Annotated in this window: 24 protein-coding genes; 15 read left to right on the plus strand and 9 right to left on the minus strand. The window is 66.3% G+C overall.

The window, feature by feature from the left end:
• The first annotated feature begins 78 nt into the window (after positions 1 to 78).
• Positions 79 to 402 carry a helix-turn-helix domain-containing protein gene (locus V8683_RS23550; protein ID WP_411190955.1) on the plus strand — a complete coding sequence of 108 codons (324 nt, stop codon included), beginning with the start codon at positions 79 to 81 and terminating at the stop codon, positions 400 to 402.
• On the opposite strand, the gene V8683_RS23555 is transcribed toward V8683_RS23550, so the two are convergent.
• Together V8683_RS23555 and V8683_RS23560 are read right to left on the minus strand one after the other, a co-directional pair.
• Positions 386 to 1,090 (minus strand): helix-turn-helix transcriptional regulator, encoded by a 705-nt coding sequence (locus tag V8683_RS23555; RefSeq protein WP_027794511.1) that lies wholly within the window; start codon positions 1,088 to 1,090, stop codon positions 386 to 388. The two genes, V8683_RS23550 and V8683_RS23555, sit on opposite strands and share 17 nt — an antisense overlap.
• Positions 1,091 to 1,428: 338 nt before the next feature.
• Positions 1,429 to 1,791 (minus strand): DUF3005 domain-containing protein, encoded by a 363-nt coding sequence (locus tag V8683_RS23560; protein WP_411190954.1) that lies wholly within the window; start codon positions 1,789 to 1,791, stop codon positions 1,429 to 1,431.
• Between the two features lie 302 nt (positions 1,792 to 2,093).
• On the opposite strand from V8683_RS23560, the gene V8683_RS23565 reads away from it, so the two are divergent.
• Entirely contained in the window at positions 2,094 to 2,327 is a 234-nt protein-coding gene (locus tag V8683_RS23565; protein WP_411190953.1) for a hypothetical protein, read from the plus strand.
• Positions 2,328 to 2,466: 139 nt separating this feature from the next.
• On the plus strand, positions 2,467 to 3,396 hold the full coding sequence (gene epsC, locus V8683_RS23570; RefSeq protein WP_411190952.1) for a serine O-acetyltransferase EpsC: 930 nt from the start codon (positions 2,467 to 2,469) through the stop codon (positions 3,394 to 3,396).
• Positions 3,397 to 3,442: 46 nt separating this feature from the next.
• Here the strand turns inward: epsC and folE are convergent, their stop codons facing one another.
• The gene (gene folE / locus V8683_RS23575; protein ID WP_411190951.1) at positions 3,443 to 4,090 is read right to left on the minus strand and encodes a GTP cyclohydrolase I FolE; all 648 of its coding nucleotides are present in this window, start codon (positions 4,088 to 4,090) and stop codon (positions 3,443 to 3,445) included.
• A 357-nt stretch (positions 4,091 to 4,447) separates the two neighbouring features.
• On the opposite strand from folE, the gene V8683_RS23580 reads away from it, so the two are divergent.
• The 5 genes from V8683_RS23580 (at position 4,448) to pcaC (ending at position 8,547) form a co-directional block, all read left to right on the plus strand.
• Positions 4,448 to 5,149: a 3-oxoacid CoA-transferase subunit A gene (locus V8683_RS23580; RefSeq protein ID WP_411190950.1), complete on the plus strand. Its 702-nt coding sequence runs from the start codon at positions 4,448 to 4,450 to the stop codon at positions 5,147 to 5,149.
• 11 nt (positions 5,150 to 5,160) lie between these two features.
• Positions 5,161 to 5,820, plus strand: coding sequence for a 3-oxoacid CoA-transferase subunit B (locus V8683_RS23585; RefSeq protein ID WP_411190949.1), 660 nt, complete (start codon positions 5,161 to 5,163; stop codon positions 5,818 to 5,820).
• A gap of 164 nt (positions 5,821 to 5,984) precedes the next feature.
• Positions 5,985 to 7,364: a 3-carboxy-cis,cis-muconate cycloisomerase gene (locus V8683_RS23590; RefSeq protein ID WP_411190948.1), complete on the plus strand. Its 1,380-nt coding sequence runs from the start codon at positions 5,985 to 5,987 to the stop codon at positions 7,362 to 7,364.
• A 5-nt stretch (positions 7,365 to 7,369) separates the two neighbouring features.
• Positions 7,370 to 8,161: a 3-oxoadipate enol-lactonase gene (gene pcaD / locus V8683_RS23595; RefSeq protein ID WP_411190947.1), complete on the plus strand. Its 792-nt coding sequence runs from the start codon at positions 7,370 to 7,372 to the stop codon at positions 8,159 to 8,161.
• Positions 8,158 to 8,547, plus strand: a complete 390-nt coding sequence (pcaC, locus tag V8683_RS23600) for a 4-carboxymuconolactone decarboxylase (RefSeq protein ID WP_411190946.1) — start codon at positions 8,158 to 8,160, stop codon at positions 8,545 to 8,547. The genes pcaD and pcaC overlap by 4 nt, the downstream gene beginning before the upstream one ends.
• Positions 8,548 to 8,575: 28 nt before the next feature.
• Here pcaC and V8683_RS23605 read toward each other — a convergent pair whose 3' ends face one another.
• Both V8683_RS23605 and aptA read right to left on the minus strand, forming a co-directional pair.
• Positions 8,576 to 8,824, minus strand: coding sequence for a hypothetical protein (locus V8683_RS23605; RefSeq protein WP_411190945.1), 249 nt, complete (start codon positions 8,822 to 8,824; stop codon positions 8,576 to 8,578).
• A gap of 215 nt (positions 8,825 to 9,039) precedes the next feature.
• On the minus strand, positions 9,040 to 10,368 hold the full coding sequence (aptA, locus tag V8683_RS23610) for an omega-aminotransferase AptA (RefSeq protein WP_411190944.1): 1,329 nt from the start codon (positions 10,366 to 10,368) through the stop codon (positions 9,040 to 9,042).
• A gap of 157 nt (positions 10,369 to 10,525) precedes the next feature.
• Here aptA and V8683_RS23615 point away from each other — a divergent pair, with 157 nt between their 5' ends.
• On the plus strand, positions 10,526 to 11,929 hold the full coding sequence (locus tag V8683_RS23615) for an aminotransferase-like domain-containing protein (protein ID WP_411190943.1): 1,404 nt from the start codon (positions 10,526 to 10,528) through the stop codon (positions 11,927 to 11,929).
• 13 nt (positions 11,930 to 11,942) lie between these two features.
• Here the strand turns inward: V8683_RS23615 and V8683_RS23620 are convergent, their stop codons facing one another.
• Complete coding sequence (locus V8683_RS23620; RefSeq protein ID WP_411190941.1) at positions 11,943 to 12,560, minus strand: LysE family translocator; 618 nt, start codon at positions 12,558 to 12,560, stop codon at positions 11,943 to 11,945.
• A gap of 130 nt (positions 12,561 to 12,690) precedes the next feature.
• Entirely contained in the window at positions 12,691 to 13,482 is a 792-nt protein-coding gene (locus V8683_RS23625; protein ID WP_411190940.1) for a helix-turn-helix transcriptional regulator, read from the minus strand.
• A gap of 132 nt (positions 13,483 to 13,614) precedes the next feature.
• Here V8683_RS23625 and V8683_RS23630 point away from each other — a divergent pair, with 132 nt between their 5' ends.
• Both V8683_RS23630 and V8683_RS23635 read left to right on the plus strand, forming a co-directional pair.
• Complete coding sequence (locus V8683_RS23630) at positions 13,615 to 15,021, plus strand: APC family permease (RefSeq protein WP_411190939.1); 1,407 nt, start codon at positions 13,615 to 13,617, stop codon at positions 15,019 to 15,021.
• Between the two features lie 48 nt (positions 15,022 to 15,069).
• On the plus strand, positions 15,070 to 16,173 hold the full coding sequence (locus V8683_RS23635; RefSeq protein ID WP_411190938.1) for a DmpA family aminopeptidase: 1,104 nt from the start codon (positions 15,070 to 15,072) through the stop codon (positions 16,171 to 16,173).
• 61 nt (positions 16,174 to 16,234) lie between these two features.
• On the opposite strand, the gene V8683_RS23640 is transcribed toward V8683_RS23635, so the two are convergent.
• On the minus strand, positions 16,235 to 16,369 hold the full coding sequence (locus V8683_RS23640) for a hypothetical protein (protein WP_281175886.1): 135 nt from the start codon (positions 16,367 to 16,369) through the stop codon (positions 16,235 to 16,237).
• Positions 16,370 to 16,508: 139 nt separating this feature from the next.
• Positions 16,509 to 17,594, minus strand: a complete 1,086-nt coding sequence (locus tag V8683_RS23645; RefSeq protein ID WP_411192490.1) for a helix-turn-helix transcriptional regulator — start codon at positions 17,592 to 17,594, stop codon at positions 16,509 to 16,511.
• Positions 17,595 to 17,976: 382 nt separating this feature from the next.
• On the opposite strand from V8683_RS23645, the gene V8683_RS23650 reads away from it, so the two are divergent.
• The 4 genes from V8683_RS23650 (at position 17,977) to V8683_RS23665 (ending at position 23,327) form a co-directional block, all read left to right on the plus strand.
• Positions 17,977 to 19,164 (plus strand): MFS transporter, encoded by a 1,188-nt coding sequence (locus V8683_RS23650; protein WP_411190937.1) that lies wholly within the window; start codon positions 17,977 to 17,979, stop codon positions 19,162 to 19,164.
• A gap of 89 nt (positions 19,165 to 19,253) precedes the next feature.
• Positions 19,254 to 20,363, plus strand: a complete 1,110-nt coding sequence (locus V8683_RS23655; protein ID WP_411190936.1) for a class II histone deacetylase — start codon at positions 19,254 to 19,256, stop codon at positions 20,361 to 20,363.
• Positions 20,364 to 20,599: 236 nt separating this feature from the next.
• Positions 20,600 to 22,048 (plus strand): APC family permease, encoded by a 1,449-nt coding sequence (locus V8683_RS23660; RefSeq protein ID WP_411190935.1) that lies wholly within the window; start codon positions 20,600 to 20,602, stop codon positions 22,046 to 22,048.
• A 115-nt stretch (positions 22,049 to 22,163) separates the two neighbouring features.
• Positions 22,164 to 23,327: a porin gene (locus tag V8683_RS23665; protein ID WP_462880681.1), complete on the plus strand. Its 1,164-nt coding sequence runs from the start codon at positions 22,164 to 22,166 to the stop codon at positions 23,325 to 23,327.
• The last annotated feature ends 98 nt before the right edge of the window (positions 23,328 to 23,425 follow it).

Consider the following 23,425-nt stretch of genomic DNA (forward strand, 5'->3'; position numbering starts at 1 on the left):
GCGCGGAGAGGGTCAGTTCTGGAGAATGACTTCGGCGGCAGTCACTCACCAGGCATAACTCTGAGAGCGAGAAACACCATGGAACTTCTGGATCATCAATGGCATGTGGGTGCGCATACGCAGTCGCTTCCGTCAGGCGAACTGTCGTCGGCAATCGACCGCATCCTGATCATTGCGTATCGCAAGAAGAAGAAAGAAAGCCAGCGCCGTTTCTGGGCCCGTTTCGGGGTTACCCAGTCGCGCGGCAGCCGGTTCGAGTCGGGCGCGGAAATTCCGCCGCCGGTCTCGATTTTGCTCGGTCTTTATTTCAACAAGACGATTTCGGACGGCGATCTCGGCCGTGCCGAGCGCGTTCTGCGTCGCGCCGACCTGCCGCTGGCAGCGCTTAGCCCGGGTCAATAAGCCCCATCTGGGTCGCGATCACGGCCGCCGCGCGCCGCGAATTGACGCCGAACTTCGCACGAATGTTCTTCATGTGGAAGTTCACGACGGCTTCCGAGCAGTTCAGGATGTGCGAAATCTCCCAGGTGGACTTGCCGAGAGCAGTCCACTTGAGGCATTCCTTTTCGCGCGGCGTAAGCTTGGGGATCAGCGACTGAACGTGGTCGTTCAGGTGCCGCTGGCTCGTGTCGAGCACGAGATCGCGCAGCAGCACGAGATTCGGCAGGGCGCGATCGACGTCCTGCCAGAACTGCTCGGTCGGATTCGTGTCGTTGACGAAGCAAAGCATGCCGATCTCCTGGCGCGGGCCGTGGATCGGCAGCGTGATGCCCGCGCGCAGGCCGTACGACCGGGCCTCCTCGTACATCGTCTGTTGCTGCTCGCTGGCGAACAGCGCGGGCGACCAGATCAGCGGCGCCGAGCGCGTCGTGCAATGCGCCACCGTCGGATCGAAATACGCCATGTTGTGGTCGTTGTACGTCTGCCGCCAGGCGCTGGCGTAGTTCGTACGGATGAAGGCATCCTCGAGCCGCATCCCCGGGCGCGGCAGGATCGCCATCAAGATCTGGCTGAATCCCCATGAACTGGCGAGCCGGGTCACCGCCTCGAACCACGCGGCCTCTCCTGGCGCGTCGAGTACGGGCGACATCTGCTCGATGAAATGTAGAGGCACTTCAAGACTCTCCGTCGGCGGTGGGCCAGATCGCAAGTCGAGCCCTGGCGAGATCCGGCCTCGCTTCTTATGATGTAACAATTTATCACTAAATCTCGCCCTCATTGTTTTTCCCTGGCTTTAAGTCTGGCAAGACGAAAGGGGAATGGCAGCGGCATCGCCGGAGAAGTGTCGGGCCGGTAAGGTGTTTAACGGCGCAAGAGAGTAAAGCCTGTCCCGCTTCGCGCCGCGCGCAGCACTGCGGCCTAAAGGCTGTGTAGCCCATCGGCAGGCACGGGCGCGCGAGGGCTCCCGCAGGCGCGGCCCGGGGCGCATCAACCCTTGCGCTGCAGCTCGACAATGCGCGTTGGCCGCAGATGATTGAGCGAATAGTGGAGCCGGCCGGGGCTGCGCCGCGTGCCGGGCGGCTGCGCGTCGACGAACTGCCAGTCGAAGTCGTAGGCGGTGAGCGGGGCGGCCATGCCCTTGTCCAGCATCTCGAAGCCGGGCGCCAGGGCGAACAGCAGATGATGTCCGCCCCTACGGCTGTCGAAGCCCCCAAGACCGTCGCCGGCTTCCGGCATGCTGTTGTCGAGCGTCGCGTCGCTCGTCGTGACCTCGTCGGAGCTCATGCCGGCGTTGGCGGCGAGCGCCGCCAGCTCGCGGCGCTGCTCGACCGCGTCGTCTCTGCGTTTCATGGTGCGTCCTCCAGGGAGGTTGCGGGTTGGCCGCCGTGCGGGCAGCCGTGCCCCGCGCGTTCCTCCGTGGCCTGAAACGGGCCGCAAAGCAAGGCGAACGCCCAGGGAAACGGCTCCAGCGATTTAACCTTTTTTAGTTTGGATCGCGCTTTTTCCTCGGAGTATGATCCTCTTTCAACGAGTTGGCGCGCTATCAATCAACGGCCCTGACAGGCGGCCGTGCCGTGGCTTTGCCGCATGATCCTGGACGCGCCCGCCGATAACGGAAAAACGGAAGAGGCAGTCAGGGGCGGATGACACACATGCACTTCGACGCTGCATTCACGCATCGCGGCTATTTGCTCAATTGCGCACCGGCGCGCACGGGCGATGGCCGCTGGCAACCTTATGTGGTGATTTCCCGTTCGAGCGACGGCGAACTGGTTGCCAACCGGTTCTTTCCCGCAGAGCTGCGCTTTCCCGACGAAGCTACCGCCATCGCGCACGCACGCGACTGGGCCGTGCGCTGGATCGACGCCAGCAGCGTGCCGCTCTAGCGCACGGCCGGACCTGGCCACAGACCTCTGAAAGCAGAGGCACCCAGCCACGGGCGCCTCGGCGAACTCGTGCAAAACGCGGTAATCTTTGGGGTCCGTACATCTCACCGGCGGCCCACGCCGCCACGCCCGCTTGACCATGTCAAATGCCGCTACCCCCGACTGGGGACTCGAACAGATCGTCGCCGACCTGCGTGCGTCGCGCGAGCAACTGCACCGCACGCGTCATCCGCTTGGCATTCGCGAGCTACCTTCGCGCGACGCCGTTGTCAGCATCGTCGCAGGCCTGCGCGCGGCGCTTTTCCCGACGCATTACGGCGCGCCCGATCTCACCGACGAGAGCGTGGACTACTACGTCGGCCACACGCTCGAAAGCACGCTGCGCCTGCTCGCGGAGCAGATTCGCCGCGCGTTGCGTTTCTTGCCGGAAAATGCCGATACCGGCGAGGAAATCTTGCGCGCTCGCGCCTTCGAAGTGGCGCGCGAGTTCGGCCGCCAGTTGCCGGGCATCCGCGCGCTCCTCGTGAGCGATATCCAGGCCGCCTTCTCCGGCGACCCGGCCGCGCAGCACATCACCGAAATCCTGCTCTGCTATCCCGGCGTCTGGGCAATGACGCACCACCGGCTTGCCCATGCGCTGCACCGGCTCGGCGTGCCGCTGCTCGCACGCTTCATCAACGAGATCGCCCATTCGTTGACGGGCATCGACATTCACCCCGGCGCACAGATCGGCCCGAGCTTCTTCATCGACCACGGCACGGGCGTGGTGATCGGCGAAACCGCGATCATCGGCGAACGCGTGCGTCTTTATCAGGCCGTGACACTCGGCGCGAAGAGCTTTGCGACCGATCAGGACGGTACGCTCGTCAAGGGCAATGCGCGCCACCCGATCGTCGAGAACGACGTGGTGATCTATGCGGGCGCGACGATCCTCGGCCGCGTGACGATCGGGCGTGGGTCGGTGATCGGCGGCAATGTGTGGCTCACGCATAGCGTGCCGCCCGGCAGCAGCGTGCGGCAGGGCAAGATCCGCGAGATCGAGCGCGGCGAAGAAGGGTCGCAGAAGTAAGGCGCGGGGATGCCGTGAGCGGCGTCCCCTGCCTGGCTCACCGGACTCAGGTGTTGGAGAGGCTCATCGCCCCCGAATTGCCGACAATGGCGAGAAATTCGCGGCGCGTGGACGGGTCGGAGCGGAATGTGCCCAGCATGCGCGAGGTGACCATCGCTACGCCTGCCTTGTGCACCCCGCGCGTCGACATGCACTGATGCGCCGCTTCGAGGATCACGCCCACGCCCTTGGGCTGCAACACTTCGTTGAGCGTGTCGGCGATCTGCGCCGTCATCTTTTCCTGGATCTGCAGGCGTTTCGCAAAGGCGTCCACGAGGCGCGCGAGCTTCGAGATGCCCACGACGCGATGCTCGGGCAGATAGGCTACGTGCGCGCGACCGATGATAGGCACCATGTGGTGCTCGCAGTAGCTTTCGAAACGGATGTCCTTCAGGACGATCATCTCGTCGTAGCCGTCCACTTCCGAAAACGTGCGCGACAGGATCTCGCGCGGGTCCACTTCGTAGCCCGCGAAGAACTCCTCGTAGGCGCGCACCACGCGCGCGGGCGTGTCGATGAGGCCTTCGCGCGTGGGGTCGTCGCCGGCCCAGCGCAACAGCACCCGTACGGCATCTTCGGCTTCCGTCCGCGACGGGCGGGCCACGGGTTGCGACTTGCTTTTCTTCGTCTTGCCTGCGTTTTTTCCGTCGCTCATGCAATCGGCTCCTGTCATGTGGCCGGCGCCGCGCGGCGCGCACCACGAGCAAGCATTGTTTCATGTTTTATGTATGACCGTGCAGCGCGGACACGATTTGCGCCAGCCGTTCGCTGCCGGGCGTATTGTTTCAACTGCGGTTTCAACTGCGGTTTCAACTGCGGTGGTGCCGGTCAGGTGCCGCACCGCTGGCAGCTTTCGTGTCTGCACCCCAGGTGACGCACGCCTTGACAATCCGCCTTGACGGCTCCGATAATGCGCCAAGCGTTCGCTAAACGAATCAACGTTCGTATATAGAACTTTTTGCGATCGAGTGGCAGACACATGTCGCTGGGCGCGCCGCTTTCAGGAAGAGGCATGATCAACAAGATTTTCGACTCGCTTCAAGTCGCCGTCGCCGACGTGCACGACGGCGCCACGGTGATGATCGGCGGCTTCGGCACGGCCGGCATGCCGGCCGAACTGATCGACGCGCTCATCGCGCAGGGCGCCCGCGATCTCACCATCGTCAACAACAATGCCGGCAACGGCGACACGGGCCTCGCCGCGCTGCTCAAGGCAAAACGCGTGCGCAAGATCATCTGTTCGTTCCCACGCCAGACCGACTCGTATGTCTTCGACGCGCTCTACCGCGCCGGCGAGATCGAGCTCGAACTCGTGCCGCAGGGCAATCTCGCCGAGCGCATCCGCGCGGCGGGCGCCGGCATCGGCGGCTTCTTCACGCCCACGGGCTATGGCACGAAGCTGGCCGAAGGCAAGGAGACGCGCCTCATCGACGGCCGCCACTACGTGCTGGAGTCGCCGCTCCATGCCGACTTTGCGCTGATCAAGGCGTACAAGGGCGACCGCTGGGGCAATCTGGTCTACCGCAAGACCGCGCGCAACTTCGGCCCGATCATGGCGAGCGCCGCGAAGGTCGCGATTGCCCAGGTGTCGGACGTCGTGCCGCTCGGCGAACTCGACCCGGAGGTGATCGTCACGCCCGGCATTTTCGTTCAACGTGTCGTCGAAGTGCCGCAGCCGGCGCACCCGACGCAGCGAGCCGAGCAGGCGGCCTGAGGAGACAAGCCATGAAACGATTGAATCGCGATGAAATGGCCCAGCGCGTGGCCGCGGACATTCCCGAAGGCGCGTACGTGAATCTGGGCATCGGCGTGCCCACGCTGGTGGCCAACCACCTCGATCCGCACAAGGAAATCTTCCTGCACAGCGAAAACGGTCTGCTCGGCATGGGCCCGGCGCCGGCGCCCGGCGAGGAAGACGACGAACTCATCAACGCAGGCAAGCAGCACGTCACGCTGCTGACCGGCGGCGCCTACTTCCATCACGCGGATTCGTTCGCGATGATGCGCGGCGGCCATCTCGACTACTGCGTGCTCGGCGCGTTCCAGGTCTCGGCGAAGGGAGATCTCGCGAACTGGCACACGGGCGCGCCGGATGCGATTCCGGCCGTCGGCGGCGCGATGGATCTGGCCATCGGCGCGAAGCAGGTCTTCGTGATGATGGAGCTCCTGACCAAGCAGGGCGAGAGCAAGCTCGTCGCCGAGTGCTCCTATCCCGTGACCGGCGTGCAGTGCGTGGACCGCATCTACACCGACATCGCCGCGTTCGACGTGACCGGCGAAGGCCTCGCCGTGCGCGAGATCTACTCGGACATCGACTTCGACGCGCTGCGGAAACTGGCCGGCGTACCGCTGATCGACGCCACCGGAACGCGCCGCGCGGCTTGATCCTGCGACCTGAGCTTGCGACCCGAGCTGACGTGGGCGCATGCGCTTTAGCTTGACGGCATGGCGCGGCAGCCGGCGGCACCTGCCGCGCGGGCGCCGCGCCATGTGCGCATTCCAGGGTATTGCACGCCGACTCCGAAGCCTGACATCTTTCTGCCCGCCCCATGACTGAACGCCTGACGAACCTGATCTGCGGAACCGAACCGATGAACGCGGTCTGGTCGCCGCGCGCGACGCTGCAACGGATGCTCGACGTGGAGGCGGCGCTCGCGCGCGCGTCGGCGGTCCATGGCGTGATTCCGCACACGGCCGTGGCCGCGATCGCCGAATCCTGCCAGGCCGACCGGCTCGACGCCGAGGCACTCGCGCGCGACGCCGCGCTGGGCGGCAATCTGGCCATTCCGCTCGTCAAGCAACTGACGGCGCGCGTCAAGGATATCGATCCCGAAGCGTCGAAGTACGTGCACTGGGGCGCAACGAGCCAGGACATCATCGATACGGCGACCGTGCTGCAGTTGCGCGACGCGCTGGCGCTGATCGAGGCCGGGCTCGACGCGCTTTGTGCGACGCTGGCGGGCCTCGCGCGCGCGCATCGCTCGACGCCCGCGGTGGGCCGCACGTGGCTCCAGCAGGCGTTGCCCATCACGCTAGGCCTGAAGTTCGCACAGTGGCTCGATGCGTTGCTGCGCCACCGCGAGCGGCTCGCGGCGCTGCGCGAGCACGCGCTCGTGCTGCAGTTCGGCGGCGCGGCCGGTACCCTCGCGAGCTTGCGCGATGCGGCGGCGAACGTGAGCGCAACGCTCGCGCAGGAACTGGCGCTCGCGCAACCCACGCTGCCATGGCACACGCAGCGCGACCGCATTGCCGAGGCGGCCGCCTTCTTCGGCATGCTGATCGGCACGCTCGGCAAGATCGCGCGCGACATCTCGCTGCAGATGCAGACCGAAGTAGGCGAGCTGGCCGAGCCGGCGGCGGCGGGCAAGGGCGGTTCCTCCACGATGCCGCACAAGCGCAACCCCGTGGGCTGCGCGGCCGTGCTGACTGCCGCGGCGCGCGCGCCCGGCCTCGTCGCAACGGTGTTCGGCGGCATGGTGCAGGAGCACGAGCGCGCGCTCGGCGGCTGGCAGGCCGAGTGGGATGCGCTGCCCGACCTCGCGCGCCTTGCCGGTGGCGCGCTCGCCCATATCGGGCAGATCGCGGGCGGTCTCGAAGTGCGGCCCGAGCGTCTCGCGGCGAATCTCGACGCCACCCACGGCCTGATTCTCGGCGAGGCCGTCATGCTCGCGCTCGGCGACGCCATCGGCCGGCTCGATGCGCATCACCTCGTCGAGCAGGCCTCGAAAACGGCCGTGCAGAGCGGCCGCCCGCTCTACGACGTGCTCGCGGCCAACCCCGCCGTCACGCAACATCTGGATGCCGCGCGCCTCAAGGCGCTGCTCGATCCGGCCAATTACACGGGCGAGGCGCATGCTTTCGTCGACGCGGTGCTCGCGTCGTACGCGAAGCGCGCCACCCCTTCTTCATCGCAGACTCACGAGGAGTAATCCGCATGTCTTATGCAGCCGTCAACGGCACGAAGCTGTTTTACCGCATCGACGGAGCCGCGAACGGTGCCGCGCCCTGGCTGGTTCTGTCGAACTCGCTGGGCAGCGACGTGTCGATGTGGACGCCGCAGCTCGTCGAATTCTCGAAGCACTTCCGCGTGCTGCGCTACGACACGCGCGGCCACGGTCATTCGGACGTGCCGCCGGGACCGTACACCATCGAGCAGCTCACGGGCGACGTGATCGGCCTGATGGACCACCTCGGCATCGAGCGTGCGCACTTCGCGGGTCTTTCGATGGGCGGTCTGACCGGTGTGGGTCTCGGCGCCCGCTACGCGAGCCGTATCGACCGTCTCGTGCTGTGCAACACGGCCGCGAAGATCGGCTCGCCCGAAGTGTGGGGGCCGCGCGCGGCGAAGGCACGCAACGAAGGGATGCTCGCGCTCGCCGACGCCGTACTGCCGCGCTGGTATACAGCCGGGTTCATGGAGCGCAATCCGCTCGTGATCGCCCAGGCGCGCGACGTGTTCGCGCACACGGACAACGAAGGTTATGCGTCGAACTGCGACGCCCTCAACGCGGCCGACCTGCGCGGCGAGGCCCGCTCGATCACCGCGCCGACGCTCGTGATCTCCGGCACGCACGATCTCGCCGCCACGCCCGCGCAGGGCCGCGAGCTTGCGGAGTCGGTTCCGGGCGCGCGCTACGTGGAACTCGACGCTTCGCACATCTCGAACGTCGAGCTTGCCGGGCCGTTCACGAAGACCGTCGCCGATTTTCTGCGGGAGGCACGATGACCGAAGACGAGCGCTACGAAGCCGGGATGACGGTACGGCGTGCGGTGCTGGGCGACGCCCATGTCGACCGCTCGATCGCGAACCGCACGGAACTCACCGAGGAGTTCCAGAAGCTCATTACGCGCTATGCGTGGGGCGAGATCTGGACGCGCGAGGGTCTGCCGCGCCACACGCGCAGTCTTCTGACGATTGCGATGATGGTCGCGCTCAACCGCGGCGAGGAACTCGCGCTGCATCTGCGCTCCGCGAAGAACAACGGCGTGACGCGCGAGGAGATCAAGGAAGTGCTGCTGCAAACGGCAATCTATTGCGGCGTGCCCGCGGCGAACTCGGCGTACCACCTGGCCGACCGCATCTTCCGCGAGGAAGACGGAGCGCAGGGCTGAGCGGGAGGCGCCGGGCGGGCGCGGGGGCTTATTCCTCGGGCTCGCCTTCGGCGACGTAGCGGCGCAGCGTGGCGAGCAGGGCGGCTTCCTCGGCGCGCGTCGCGGCGTCGCTGGCGGACCCGGCTTCGCGTTCCTCGCCGAACATCGAGGCAGGCGCATCGAAGGTCTCGACTTCCTGCCCCTCGCGAAACACGCGGATTTCGTGTGTGTTCGTGAAGTACTCGGCTACCCAGTGGACGCCTTCGATATGCGTCCCCACACGGATCGGTGTCTTCATCGGTCCATTCTCCACGAGCCGCGCCATCGCGGCGTTGCATGCTTCGATAACCCGAAGATACGCCGTTGGCGCGCGTCGTGCCGTCATTTCTGAGCCGTCGCCGGGAAAGGTGCGGCGGCTCAAATGAAAAGCGGCCCGTTTCAGTGACTCGTCCGGGGCCGCCTTGCTCGTGTGATGGAACCGTTCGCGCCGCAACCGCGGCGCTGGCATGAGCCTTACTGCACGGTCGCGAGCGCGTTGCGCACGGTGTTGAAAATACGCGCGATTTCTTCTTCGCTCACGATCAGCGGCGGCGAGAACGCGAGGATGTCGCCCGTGAAGCGGACCAGCACGCCGGCCTCGAAGCACTTGAGGAACACTTCGTAGGCACGCGCGCCCGGGGCGCCGTCGCGCGAGTCGAGCTCGATGCCGGCCACGAGGCCGAGGTTGCGGATGTCCTTGACGTGCTTCGCGTCGCGCAGCGCGTGCGCGGCGGCTTCGAACTTCGGCGCGAGGCTCGCGGCCCGCTCGAACAGGCCTTCGCGGCGATACAGGTCGAGCGTGGCCACGCAGGCCGCCGCCGCGAGCGGGTGGGCGGAATAGGTGTAGCCGTGGAACAGTTCGATCGCGCCCGGCGCGCCGCTGTTCACGATCGTGTCGTGGACCGTGCGGCTCGCCGCCACGCCGCCCATCGGCACGGCGGCGTTGTTGATCGCCTTCGCCATCGTGATGAGGTCCGGCGTGACGCCGAAATACTCGCTCGCCGTGGCCTTGCCGAGACGGCCGAAGCCCGTGATGACCTCGTCGAAAATCAGCAGGATGCCGTGCTTCGTGCAGATCTCGCGCAGGCGTTGCAGATAACCTTGCGGCGGGATCAGCACGCCAGTCGAGCCTGCCACCGGCTCGACGATGACAGCCGCGATGGTCGAGGCGTCGTGCAGCGTGACGATGCGCTCGAGTTCGTCGGCGAGATGCGCGCCCCACGCGGGCTGCCCTTTCGTGAACGCGTTGTGTTCCAGATTGTGCGTGTGCGGCAGATGGTCGATAGCCGGCAGCAGTTGACCCGAGAACGCCTTGCGGTTCGTGACGATGCCGCCTACCGAGATGCCGCCGAAGCCCACGCCGTGATAGCCGCGCTCGCGGCCGATCAGCTTCGTGCGCTGGCCTTCGCCGCGTGCGCGGTGGTAGGCGAGGGCGATCTTGAGCGCCGTGTCCACAGACTCCGAGCCCGAGTTCGTGAAGAAAATACGGTCGAGGCCCTCGGGCATGAGCCCGGCGATTTTGGCCGCCGCTTCGAAGGCTAGCGGGTGGCCCATCTGGAAGGTCGGCGCGAAATCAAGCGTGCCGGCCTGCTGGGCGATCGCGGCGACGATTTCGTCGCGCGCGTGGCCCGCGTTCACGCACCAGAGGCCCGCGCTGCCGTCGAGCACTTCGCGGCCGTCGCTGGTTCGGTAGTACATGCCCTTGGCCGATTCGAGCAGGCGCGGCGCGGCCTTGAACTGGCGGTTGGCCGTGAAGGGCATCCAGAACGACGACAGATCGTCGATGACGGGGCGCGAAGTCATGCTGTTCTCCTCCATAAGTAGGTGAGACGAACTGTAGCGCCCCGACTTGAACGTCGGCATAGACAGTCTCTATACTGCGCTGATAACTGTGCTGGGCAATCCTCGCCAACTGTATTGGCAAGAGCGCCATGCCGACCGCCATTCATCACCGTTTCCCATGATCGAACTCGAACTCGAGCGCGGCCGCCGCGCCACGTCCACCCTCGTCGAACAGCTCGTGAGCGCCTTCGCGCGGGCAATCGAAGGACACTCGCTGCGCGCGGGCGCGCTGCTGCCCTCGGTGCGGCAACTGGCGCAGCAGCACGCGCTCTCGACCTATACGGTTACCGAGGCCTACACGCGGCTGGTGTCCATGGGCCTCGTGGTGGCGCGGCGCGGCTCGGGCTATCGCGTCGCGCCGCGCGCGCCGGCTGCGAACGCAAGCCCGGCGCACTGGCAGCCTCCCACGCTCACGGCCACCTGGCTGCTTTCGGATGTATTCGCCGACCATTCCGTGCCCATCAAGGCGGGCTGCGGCTGGATACCGAGCGAGTGGATCAACGAAACCGGGCTCCATCACGCGCTGCGTGCGACGAGCCGGGTGCCGGCCGTGCGCCTTGGCGACTACGGCCATCCCTACGGGTTCGCGCCGCTGCGCGAGCGCATTGCCGCGCAGCTCGACCGCCAGGGCCTGCCGGTGGAGATGGCCAACGTGCTGCTCACGCAAGGCGCCACCCAAGGGCTCGACCTGATCGTGCGGACACTGCTGCGCCCCGGCGACGTCGTGCTCGTCGAAGACCCCGGCTACTGCAACCTGCTGCAGATCCTCAAGCTGGCGGGGCTCTCGGTGCATGGCGTGCCGCGCACACCGGCGGGGCTCGATATCGAGGCGCTCGAACAGCAGGCCGCGGCGCACCAGCCGAAGGCGATCTTCGTGAATACGACGCTGCAGAACCCCACGGGCGCGACCTTCACGATGGCGAACGCTTTCCGCCTCCTGCAGATCGCGGAGCGCCACGGCATGTGGGTGGTGGAGGACGACGTGAGCCGCGAGCTTGCGCCCGCGGGGGCGCCGCTCTTCGCCGCGATGGAGGGGCTCTCGCGCGTACTGTACGTGGGGGGCTTTTCGAAGACGGTGACGCCCTCGCTGCGCTGCGGCTACGTGGTGGCCGAGCGCGACGTGCTGCGCGAGCTGGCGCGCGCCAAGATGGCCGTGGGGCTGACTTCGTCGGAAACGATCGAGCGCATTGTCGACAAGGTATTGCTGGAGGGCCGCTACGCCCGCCACGTCGAACTCGTGAACGAGCGGCTGAAGGGGGCGCACGCCGTGGTCGAGGAGCGGCTCGACGCGCTGGGGTTCGAGATCTTTCACCGGCCGCGCGCCGGGCTCTTCGTCTGGGCGCGCCTGCCCGTGGAGCCGGCGCGCGCCGGCGAGATCGCCACGGCGGCGCTCGCCGACGGCATCTGGCTCGCGCCGGGCTCCTACTTCCGTCCCGACGACGCGGCCAGCGGCTGGTTCCGCTTCAACGCGCCGTACTCGACGGACGACGCGCTGTGGCGCTTCATTGCCCGCGTGCGCTGAAGCGGACGTGAGATTAGCGCGAAATGAAATGCGCGAAGAGCGGATACATCGAGAGGACGAGCGAGAGCGCCATCGCGACGTTGAACGCGCGCATGCGCCGCGGATTCGAGAGAAAGCGCCGCACGCCGGTGCCGAACGCGGCCCACATACAGATGCAGGGCAGGCCGATCACATAGAACAGCGCCGCCATGATCACGGTATTGAGGTTGAAATCGGCCGAAAGGCGGATTGTCGTGACGGCCGTGAGCACCATCATCCAAGCCTTCGGGTTGATCCACTGGAAGGCGATGGCTTCGTGAAAGCGCATGGGCCGATGCTCGCCGCGCTTCACCTTGAGCTCGCCCGAGGTGCCGATCTTCCATGCCAGATAGAGCAGATACGCGACGCTCGCCGCCTCCAGCACGTTGTAGAGAACGGGAATGTGCTGGAACGCTTCGCCAAGGCCCAATCCCACGCAGAGCATGAGCACGACGACGCCGGCACTGATGCCGAGTATGTGCGGCACCGTGCGGCGAAAGCCGAAGTTGACGCCGGAAGCAAGCAGCATGGTGTTGTTGGGGCCGGGCGTGATGGTCGTGACGACGACGAAGAGCATGCCGGCGGGCAGGGCGCTGAGCAATTCGGGCAACATGACGCGGGCACTCCGGGTAACGATCTATACCGGCGCAGTGTATCGAGTATGGTCTGTACAGTACCGGTACAGATTGGAGGCCGGATAGCGGTACGGATCGGAGAACGGAAGGCGGAAAGTGTCCGCGCCGCTACTCCCCCAGCGCTTCGATGAAGCGCGAAAACAGCTCCGGCTGCGTCGAAACCCCGAGCTTCGTGTACAGATGCCGGCGGTGTACCTTCACGGTCTCCGGTGAGATAGCGAGCTGCTCGGCGATCGCCTTCGACGAGTTGCCGCGGAGCACCATCCGGGCGATCGCCATTTCACGCTCGGTCAAGAGACCGGCGCCGAAGCGGGCAAGCGCCTGCTCGACGCGCGCCCCCAGATCGACGGCGTCGGGCGCGCTGTGCGCCGACTCGCCGGCCAGCTTCCAGTGCTGGCGCATGGTCGCGAGCACCCAGGGAAGCGCCGTGACCAGTTTGCCGAGCGGTTCGGCATCGAAGCGCGCCGAGGCACCGAGCGACAGCGAAAGCAGCATGTCGGGCTGCGGCCGTACGAGGATCTGGATCTCGTCCTCGCCCACTGCGTCGCGGAAATAGCTCAGGAAATACTCGCTCTGGCGGAACAGATCGGGCGCCACTTCCTCCAGCCGGTAGCAGCCGTCGCGCAGGCCGTCGTGCGCCGCCTGCAGAAACGGATCGAGCAGGTAGAGCCCGTTCAGGTAGAGCGGGACGGGCGAGGGCGCGTCGTGACTGAACGCGTCGTATTCCTCGAGCACGAAGGGCACGCCGTCCGGGCCAATCGCGGTCGCCAATGCGTTCTCGAACGGCACGATTTCGTTGAGCAGCAGCACGAGATGGCGCCAGAAACGCGGCTGGCCGAGCTGGTCGAGCGCGCGGCCCAGCGCCTGATGCATGGCGATTTCCGAAAACAGGCGATCCATAGGCAACCGAAACAACCGAAAGGGTGTAACCCCAAGGGGGAATAGCGCTTCAGAAATTGGCTTCCTAGACTGCCACGCAAACTGGTGGCCCGAAGTATGGGCGTTCAAAAAGCGGCAGCACAGGAGAGCAAGATGGCGATGATGTCGGAATCGACAGGTGCGATGCAAGCGCCTTCTGCAGCAGACGATGCGTCGCGCACGCTCGCGCAGACGCTCAGCGTGCGCGACGCGGTGATGATCACGGTGTCGGGCGTTACGCCCGCCAGCTCGATTTTCGTGATCGCGCCGTTTGCGATCCAGCAGGCCGGCAGCGGCGCGGTGCTGTCGTTCCTTCTGGGCGGCGTGCTCGCGCTTGCGTTCGCGCTTTGCTACGCGGAGCTGAGCGCCGCGCACCGCAGCGCGGGCGGCGAGTACGTGATGGCCAAGCGCGTGTTCGGCACGTTGCCGGGTTATCTCACGTTCATCACGGTCCTCTCCGTGAGTGTGTTCATTCCGGCGGTGCTCGCGAGCGGCGCGGCACCCTATCTCAACAACGCGCTCGGCACGCAGTTCGGCAATCAATCGGTAGCGCTGACCATCGTGCTGCTCAGCTATGCCTTGGGCATGCTCAACATCAAGACCAACGCGTGGATCACGGGGGCCTTTCTCCTCGTCGAGGTCGGTGTGCTCATGTTGATCGCGGGCCTCGGATTCGGTGCCCCGCACCGCGGCCTCGACGCGCTGACCCATCCCGTGGTCGCGAACGGCGCCGCGCTCATACCGGCTACGGCCGCCGCGATCGTGCCGGCAATCGGCACGGCGATCTTCTGCTACAACGGTTTCGGCTCAGCCGTGTTTCTGGCGGAAGACCTGCGCGGCGGCAATCGCAATGTCGCGAAAGCCGTGATCTATTCGCTGCTCGTGATCCTGGTCGTCGAGCTCCTGCCGCTTATCGCGATCGTGCTCGGTGCGCCGTCGCTCACGGAACTCTCGAAGAGCGCCGATCCGATCGGCTATGTCGTGCGTGCGCTCAGCAACACGGCCGTCTCGCGCGCCGTGAGCGGCGGCATTTTCCTCTCGGTCTTCAACGCGATCATCGCGATCGTGATCACGATGGGACGTCTGCTCTACAGCAGCGGCCGTCATGCGCTGTGGCCGCGCCCCTGCAACCGCGCGTTCTCGGCGATCCATCCGCGCCTCGATTCGCCGTGGCTCGCGACACTCACGCTGGCAGTGCCGTCCGCGGGGCTCGTGTTCGTGTCGAGCCTCGACGAGCTGACCGCCTTCACGGTCGACCTGTTGCTGGTCGTCTATCTCGTCGTCGGGCTGGCGGCGTTGTCGAGCCGGCTTCTGCGCCGCGACGTGGAGCACCATTACCGCATGCCGCTGTGGCCCGTGACGCCGCTCGTCGCCGTGGCCGGCGCCGCGTACATCCTCTACACGACGCTCGCCACGGCCACGAGGCCCGCCGATCTCTACATCATTGCGGGACTCTTCGTTGCCGCGCTCGTCATGTACACCGCCTGGGCGCGCCATAGCGATACGTTTCGCGCGCTCTGAACCTCGACCGTTTGAACGGTCACTGTCAGTCAAAGGAGAATCTGCACCATGCGTACGAGGGATCTCGGCATCCGCATCGGGCTCGGCACGCCGGGCCGTTTCAACGCAATCACGGACGTGCCGGGCGTGCGCGTCGGGCATTGCACGCTGAACGCCGAGGCCGGCGACCGGTCCGTTCATACGGGCGTGACGATCATCGAACCACGCGCGGGCGCCGCGCGCGACGAGCCGTGTTTCGCGGGCGTGCACGTGCTCAACGGCAACGGCGATGCCACCGGGCTGGAGTGGATCCGCGAAGCCGGTCTGCTCACGACGCCGATCGCCTGGACGAATACCCATAGCGTGGGCGTCGTGCGCGATGCGCTCGTCGCGGCCGAGCGCGAGTTTGCGCGCGAGCGCGTCTACTGGTGCATGCCGGTCGTGATGGAGACCTATGACGGAGTCCTGAACGATGTCTGGGGGCAGCACGTAAGCGCGGCGCACGTCGGACAAGCGCTCGCGGCAGTGCAGTCGGGGCCGGTGGAGGAGGGCTGCGTGGGCGGCGGCACGGGAATGATCTGCCACGAGTTCAAGGGCGGGATCGGCACGGCGTCGCGGGTCGTCGAGGCCGAGGCGGGCGGCTGGACCGTTGGCGCGCTCGTGCAGGCGAACTACGGCCGGCGCGACATGCTGAGGGTCGCCGGTTATCCGGTGGGCGAAGTGCTGCGGCACGTGCATTCGCCATTTCGCGCGCCGGCCGCGCGCGGCGAGGCCGGCATGGGCTCGATCGTCGTCACCCTCGCCACCGACGCGCCGCTGCTGCCGCATCAATGCGCGCGCCTCGCGCAGCGGGCGAGCGTGGGCCTGGCACGGGTGGGCGGCGGCACCGAGGATTCGAGCGGCGACATCTTCCTCGCCTTCGCAACCGGCAACCGCGGGCTGCCTGCGGCGAACTACGGACGCAAGGGCGCGCCGGCAATCGACGTGAAGATGGTGAGCAACGACCATATCTCCGCGCTGTTCGTGGCAGCGGCGGAGGCGGTGGAAGAGGCGATCATCAATGCCCTCGTCGCGGCGAGCGACGTGGAGGCGCGCGGCGCGCGCGCCGAAGCACTGGGCGGAGCGCGCCTCGTCGATGCGTTACGCGAGGTCGGCTGGCGCCCGGGGCGATGAACGCGGCTTGATCCTGGCCAATGCATCGCTGATGCCGGCAGCAGGAGACCGCGGCAGCGAATCAGAAACGGCGCTGGGCCTCTGCGAGGAGTTCGCAGTATTCCAGATGGCGGTTCAGTGCCTTGACGCTGAAACGGCGGACCACTTCGAAAGCCTGGGCGGCGGTGGACGACACTGCGGCGATAATCGCGACCATGATGTTCTCGTTCAGGGTTGTTACCTAAGGGTTAACCCTATTATAGTGATGCGCCGCACAAAATCAAGCCCCGCGGGCCCAGGATGCGGGGATTTCGCAACACAGGGGACGAACCGCTGCGCCGGACCCGGCGGCGCGCTCAGTCCCGAGGGGGAGAGGCCGCCTCGACCTGCCTGAGCGAAGCCAGCAGCCGGGGAATTTCGATCTTGTCGTGCATGCCGAGCTTGCGGTACGCACAGCGCAGATAGTGCCGGACCGTGGTCGGCGAGATCCCCATGCGCTGGGCGACCTCCTTGTGCGACAGTCCTTCGCCGTAGTGCTGGATCGCCACCAGCTCGCGCGGACTCAACCGGTCGAGCCCCGAGCGTACCCGCGCCTCGAGCTGAAACAGGCCCGCGGTCCGCACGCACTGCACGGTTACGCGTTCCCCCGCGAACGGATGCCCCGCGCCGTCGCGCAGCCACTCGACAAGCGGCTGCGGCAGTGTCTGGTTCGCATAGAGGGGCCAGTCCTCGCGCAGCATCGTCTCGAATGCCTTGTCCGCTTGATGCACAGTGCCGAACGAATCGCAGATCGCACGCGCGGGAGAGGCGCCGGCGGTAATGCCGCGTTCGCGCGTGAGCTGGAACGAGCGATTGATCGTCAGTGCCGCGGCCAGATGAGGAATGATGTCCTCGACCTTGTGCGCGTCTTCGCGCGTGAAGGGTTTGTCGAGCGCGCGCCGGTAGACGGAGAGGAACGTCGTCAAGCCGAAGCGGTGATCGAGCGCGGTCACCACCATCAACTGGGCCAGCCCGTATTTGACCGACCAGTCGCGAAACCGCGGCGGCACGCCCGGCTCGACAATCGATACCGACATCGCGCGGCCATACGCGCCGCGCGTTCGCTCTGCCAGCGGGTCGCACTCGCGCACCTTGATCCAGTCGCCAAAGAACGTATCGGGCAGGCACCACGTGAAGCTGTTGTGCATCACAGGACCGCTTTCCGTATGCGTGGTCACGCCGGTCCATCCCGCATCGAACGGGAGCAGTTGCGACAGCAGCCGGAAAAAGCCGTTTTCGAATTCGCCGATGCCCGTTTCGTTCGCCAGCGCGTAGAGATCGAGCAGCAGGACGCTCAGGTCGCGCCCCGGCGCGCCGTTGCGCGCGAACGGGCCTTCGAAGTCGGCGCTGCGCGTAGGCGGCGCCGACTGCGTATAGCCGTCGACGGCAATGGCTGCCGGCATGTCCGGCGCGCTCCCGGATGGCAGGAGCCGGTTTGCGATGCGGGTCAAGCTGGACTCCTCCGGTGCTGTCGTGCCGTTGTCGTTGCCGCTGCGGTTTCCGGCGTGGCCGGTCAAGCGCCGGCTTCGAGCCGATTATACGGGCCGCCGTTTTTCGGCGAACCCCGCTCCTGAATGCCCGTTTACCCCCTCCATTTGAACGGGGCGGACCGCTACGGCGTGCCTGCGGTCCCCGCCGCGGGGCCCCGTACGGGCGGCCCGAGCGCGCCGCGCGGCGCGCATGCGGGTTTTCCGCAACGTCCACTTGAACGTCTGTTCACCCTTTTTCCCGCTACGGACACTGTGCGCAGACCGAAACAACCCCATGGAGCCGGACTCGACCGCCATGAAGAATCTCTCACCGTCCTTCGCCCCGGCCGATCTCGCGCCGCGCGATTTTTCCGCCTCGACGCTGCTTTCGCTCGTGGTTTTCGCGGCCATCACGCCGCTCCTCTTGCTGGTCGCCCCGGCCGTCGCAGCGCAACTCGGCACGCAGCTCGGGCTATCCGCCTCGCAGATCGGCACTTACTTTTTCGTCGAGCTCGGCGCGTTCAGCAGTGCGACGCTGCCTTCGCTGCTGTGGCTCGGGCGCGTCGACGCCCGCCGCGTCGCGGCCTGCGCCATCGTCGTGTTCTGCGCCGGCAACTTCGCGACGGCGCTGCTGATGCCGGGTTTCGCGGGGCTGCTCGTCCTGCGCACGATCACCGCGCTCGGCGGCGGCACGCTCATGGTGCTCTGCATGACGAGCGCCGCCACGAGCACGAACCGCGATCGCGTCTACGGCCTGTGGGTGGTCGGGCAACTGGTGGCGGGCGCTATCGGGCTCTTCGTGCTGCCGGCGCTGTTCGCGAACTTCGGCCTGCGCGTGCTGTACTTCGCCCTCGGCGCGCTCGGCCTGTGCGCCGCGCCGCTCGTGCGCGGCTTCGATCCGGCGCTTGGCTGCGCATCGCATGCGCCCGCGAACAATCATGCCTCGCAGACCTCCGTCACGGCCGGCGCGGCGGTGAACGCCGCGTTCGTGATCGGCGGTGTGTTCGCGTTCTACGTGGCGATTGGCGGCGTATGGACGTTCGCGAGCAAGGCGGCGGCGCTGGCTGGTTTCGACGCGGCGCGCACCGGCGAGGTGCTCGCCATTGCGAGCGTGATGGGCATCGTCGGCGCGGCGTGCGCCTCGCTCATCGGCGGGCGGCTGGCGCGGCTCGCCATGCTGCTCGCGGGCTACGCGATTCTTGCGGTCTCGCTCGCGGGGCTCGCGATGCATCCCGGCACGGCCGGTTACTGCGGGGCGGTGTTCGCCTTCAAATTCGCGTGGACCTTCGTGCTGCCGTTCATCCTCGCCGCCGCGGCGAAGCACGACGGCTCGGGCCGGCTCATCGCTTCGCTGAATTTCGTGATCGGCGCAGGGCTCGCGGCGGGCCCGCTGATCGCCGGCCTGTTGCTCGATGCGGGCGCGTCGCTCGCCGCGCTGTTCGCGGGGGCGGTCGCGATCTGCGTGCTTTCCTGCCTGTGCCTGCTGCACGTGGAGCGCAACTGACGCCCGGCTCCCCACCTTCCGCGCGCGCCCGATGACACCGGCGTCGCTGCCACCTTCGACCGATTGTGAACCACGAGCAAGAGACCTTCATGAGCAAGACAGCATTTTTCACCGACGAGCGGACCTTCTGGCACACGGGCGGCACCCACGCACTGTTCTTTCCGGTAGGCGGCTGGGTGCAGCCGCCTTCGGCGAGCGGCTACGCCGAGTCGCCCGAATCGAAGCGGCGCCTGCTGGCGCTGGTGCAGACGTCGGGACTCGCGGCGTCGCTCGACCTGCGCGGCGCGCCCGCGGCGGCCGAAGAGGATCTGCTGCGGATTCATCCGCGCGACTACCTCGCCCGCTTCAAGGCGCTGAGCGACGAGAACGGCGGCGACCTCGGCGATCTCGCACCGTTCGGCAAGGGCAGCTATGAAATCGCGGCGCTTTCGGCCGGTCTCGCGCTGGGCGCCGTCGATACGGTGCTCTCGGGGCAGGCGGCCAATGCCTTCTCGCTGTCGCGGCCGCCGGGCCATCACTGCCTGCGCGACAAGCCGATGGGCTTCTGCCTGTTCGCCAATATTCCCGTCGCGATCGAAGCGGCGCGTGCGAAGCACGGCGTCGGGCGCGTGGCGGTGATCGACTGGGACGTGCATCACGGCAACGGCACGCAGTCGATCTATTACGACGACCCCAACACGCTGACGATCTCGCTGCACCAGGAGAACTGCTTTCCGCCCGGCTATAGCGGCGCGGACGAACGCGGAGCCGGGCGCGGCGAGGGGGCCAACGTCAATATCCCGCTGCTGCCGGGCGGCGGTCACGACGCCTATCTGTATGCCTTCGAGCGCATCGTGCTGCCCGCGCTCGAACGCTTTCGCCCCGAGTTGATCGTGGTCGCCAGCGGGCTCGATGCGAGTGCGGTGGATCCGCTCGCGCGCATGCTGTTGCACAGCGAGAGCTATCGTGCGATGACGCAGCTCGTGCGCGACGCCGCCGAGCGCCATTGCAAAGGCCGTCTGGCGATCGTCCACGAGGGCGGCTATTCCGAGGCGTATGTGCCGTTCTGCGGCCACGCCATCGTCGAAACGCTCGCCGACGTGCGCACGAAAGTCGAAGACCCGATGCTCGATCTCGCGATCGCGCAGCAACCGAGCCCGCGTTTCGCGGCGTTCCAGCGTCAATTGATCGACGAGATGGCGCAGGCGTTCGGTTACTAGAGACGGCACCGCCTGCCCGTTCCCACCCTGCCGACGTGCCGTTGCGCACGTCCGGCCCCTCGGTACAAACCCTGAAGCCGCACGTCACGGCTGCAGGGTTGCCGATTTGTGCTGCCGCTTTACATTTTTGACCTCCTACATTGCGTTCCACGGTTGGTACGTTGTGGAGCGCGGGCCCCGTGCGCGCCTGCGACTGCCAGAACGAATACGAGAACGGCTCAATGGAGAGAGATCACATGAACGCAGCGGTAGACTCATCGCCCTCGACCGAATTGCGCAAAGGCGCATTGGGTCTGGGCTTCATCGTCTTTTTCGTGATTTCCGCGGCCGGTCCGCTCGTCGCGATTGCGGGCGGATTTCCGATCGGCATCATGCTTGGCAACGGCGCGGGAACACCGGCGCTGCTGATCGCCACGGTGGCGATCCTGCTGATGTTCGCGGCGGGCTATACGGCCATGTCGCGGCATATCACGAATGCGGGCGGCTTCTATGCGTTCACCGCGCGGGGGCTTGGCGGTACGGCCGGGGGCGCCGCGGCGCTGCTGGCGCTGCTCGGCTACAACACGATGCAGATCGGTCTTTACGGCATGTTCGGCGCCGTGACGGCCGGCTTTCTCAGCATGCATTTCGGCATGCAGGCGCCGTGGTGGGCCTGCTCGTTCGTGGCAATGGCGAGCATCGCCGTGCTCGGTTATCGCCAGATCGATCTTTCGGCAAAAGTGCTTTCGCTGCTCGTGCTGGGCGAATACGTCGTCGTGCTGATCCTCGATGTCGCGATTCTGAAGGCCGGCGGCGCGCATGGCGTCGACACCGTTTCCTTCACGCCGCACGTGTTCCTCGGCGGTGCGCCGGCGATCGGTTTCCTGTTCTGCTTCGCGAGCTTCATCGGTTTCGAGGCCACGACGATCTATAGCGAGGAAGCGAAAGACCCGAAGCGTACGGTGCCGCTCGCCACCTACATTTCCGTGCTGCTGATCGGCGGCTTCTACGCGTTTTCGGTCTGGTGCATGATCGTCGGCGCGGGCAGCGCCGAGGTGGTGAAGACGCTCACCGCGCTTTCCGACCCGACGACCTTTCTCTACACGCTGTCGGACCACTACGCGAACGCCACGCTGACCGACGCCATGAGCGTGCTCTTCATCACGAGCGTGTACGCTGGGCTGCTCGCCTTCCACAACTCCGCCTCGCGCTACTTCTACGCCACAGGCCGCGAAGGACTGCTGCCGGGCCGCCTGGGCCGCACGCACCCCGTGCACAGCAGCCCGCACGCGGGATCGGTGGTGCAGACAGTGCTGGCCGCGGCGGTCGTGCTCGTGTTCATCGTCGCGAAAGCGGACCCGGTGCTGACGCTGTTCTCGTGGCTCACCAACGTGGCGACGCTTTGCATCATCGCGCTGATGGCGTTGTCGTCGGCTGCCGTGATGGCGTTCTTCGGCAGGCTGCCCGCGGCGGAAGAGAGCGCCTTTCGCGTCAAGGTGCTGCCGGCCCTCTCGGGCATCGCGCTGGTGGTCGTGCTGGTGCTGGCCATCGTGAACTTCCCCTTGCTCACCGGGGCGGGCGCCGGGCTTTCCTACGCACTGACCGCGCTGCTGCCCGTGTTCGCCGTGATCGGCGTGATCGCGGCAGTCCGTCTCAAGCGGCGCAATCCGCGCGCCTTCGCGCAGCTCGGCAGCTCGAAGCTCTGATTCCGCTGACCGCCCGGAGCTTGGCCCGGGCGGTATCCACTCACCCTCCATCGAACTTCACATGACAATAAAACACAATCCGACGGGTAAGGCATTAGTACTCCTTTTCATTGGAATGTCGACGGGCGCTCATGCGCAAAGCAGCGTAACGCTCTATGGCACCGTCGACGCCGGCGTGATCTATTCCACGAGCCAGCAGGCGACCAACGCGAACGGTTCGGTCAGCAGCGGCCATGCCGTGCAGATGAGCGGCGGCAACCTCGTTCCGTCGCGCTGGGGCCTGATGGGAAGCGAAGATCTTGGCGGAGGCGTCAAGGCCAGCTTCGACCTCGAAAACCAGTTCCTCACGGGCACGGGGGCGATGCTGCAAAGCGGATCGCTCTTCAACCGGCAGGCGTGGGTGGGGCTGGAAGATGCGCGCTTCGGCACGCTGACGGCAGGGCGGCAATACGATTCGTATTCGGACTTTCTCGGCGTCTATGCGTCGAGCAACAACTGGGCGACGCTGTACGGCTCTCACTTCGGCGACGTCGACAACCTGAACGAAGCCTTCAATTTCAACAACGCGCTCAAGTTCACGAGCGAGAATTTCGGCGGGTTCACGTTTGGCGGCACGTTCAGCTTCGGCGGCCAGGCCGGCGATTTCGCCGCGAAGCGCGGCTATGCGCTCGCGGCCGCCTACAACCACGGACCGTTTTCGCTGAGCGCGGGCTACCTTTCCCTGAATCAGCCGCTCGATGCCGCGCTTGGCGGGGCGAGCGACTATATCGGCGACTTCTCGTGCGCGAATGCCGATGCCCAATATTGCCAGTTGCAGAACGCCTCGTCGCTGAAGGCATGGGGACTGGGCGGCTCGGTCGCGATCGACAAGGCCACGGTCGCCGTTGTCTATACGCATACGCGCCTCGAAAACAGCCAGTATTTCGCGAGCGGGGCGAATCCCGGCGGCGCGGACGTCTCTTTCGACATTGCCGAACTGAATGTTGTCTACAACCTGACGAACGCATGGACGCTCGGCGCGGCGTACATCTTCAACGACGCGAAGGTGAGCGGCGCAAGCTCCACGCGCTTTCACCAGATCAACCTTGGCACGAATTACGCGATTTCGAAGCGAACGGCGCTGTATTTGCTCGCCTTCGCGCAGAAATCTTCAGGCGCGGGGCTTGGTATCGATCCGGCCACCGGCGCGAGCGTGAACTATGCGCAGATTCCTAATCTCGCCAATAGCAATTCCGATCGACAGTTGGCCGTTCTGGCCGGAGTGCGGGTTAATTTTTAGATGAGTGTTTTGGAATTTTGATTCGTGAGGGGGGCTTGCTGCTTTGGCCTTTCCTTGTTTTCGTGGTGGTGTGCCAGGGTTGCCCCTGTGCGGGGCGG

This window comes from Paraburkholderia sp. AV2, assembly GCF_054968425.1.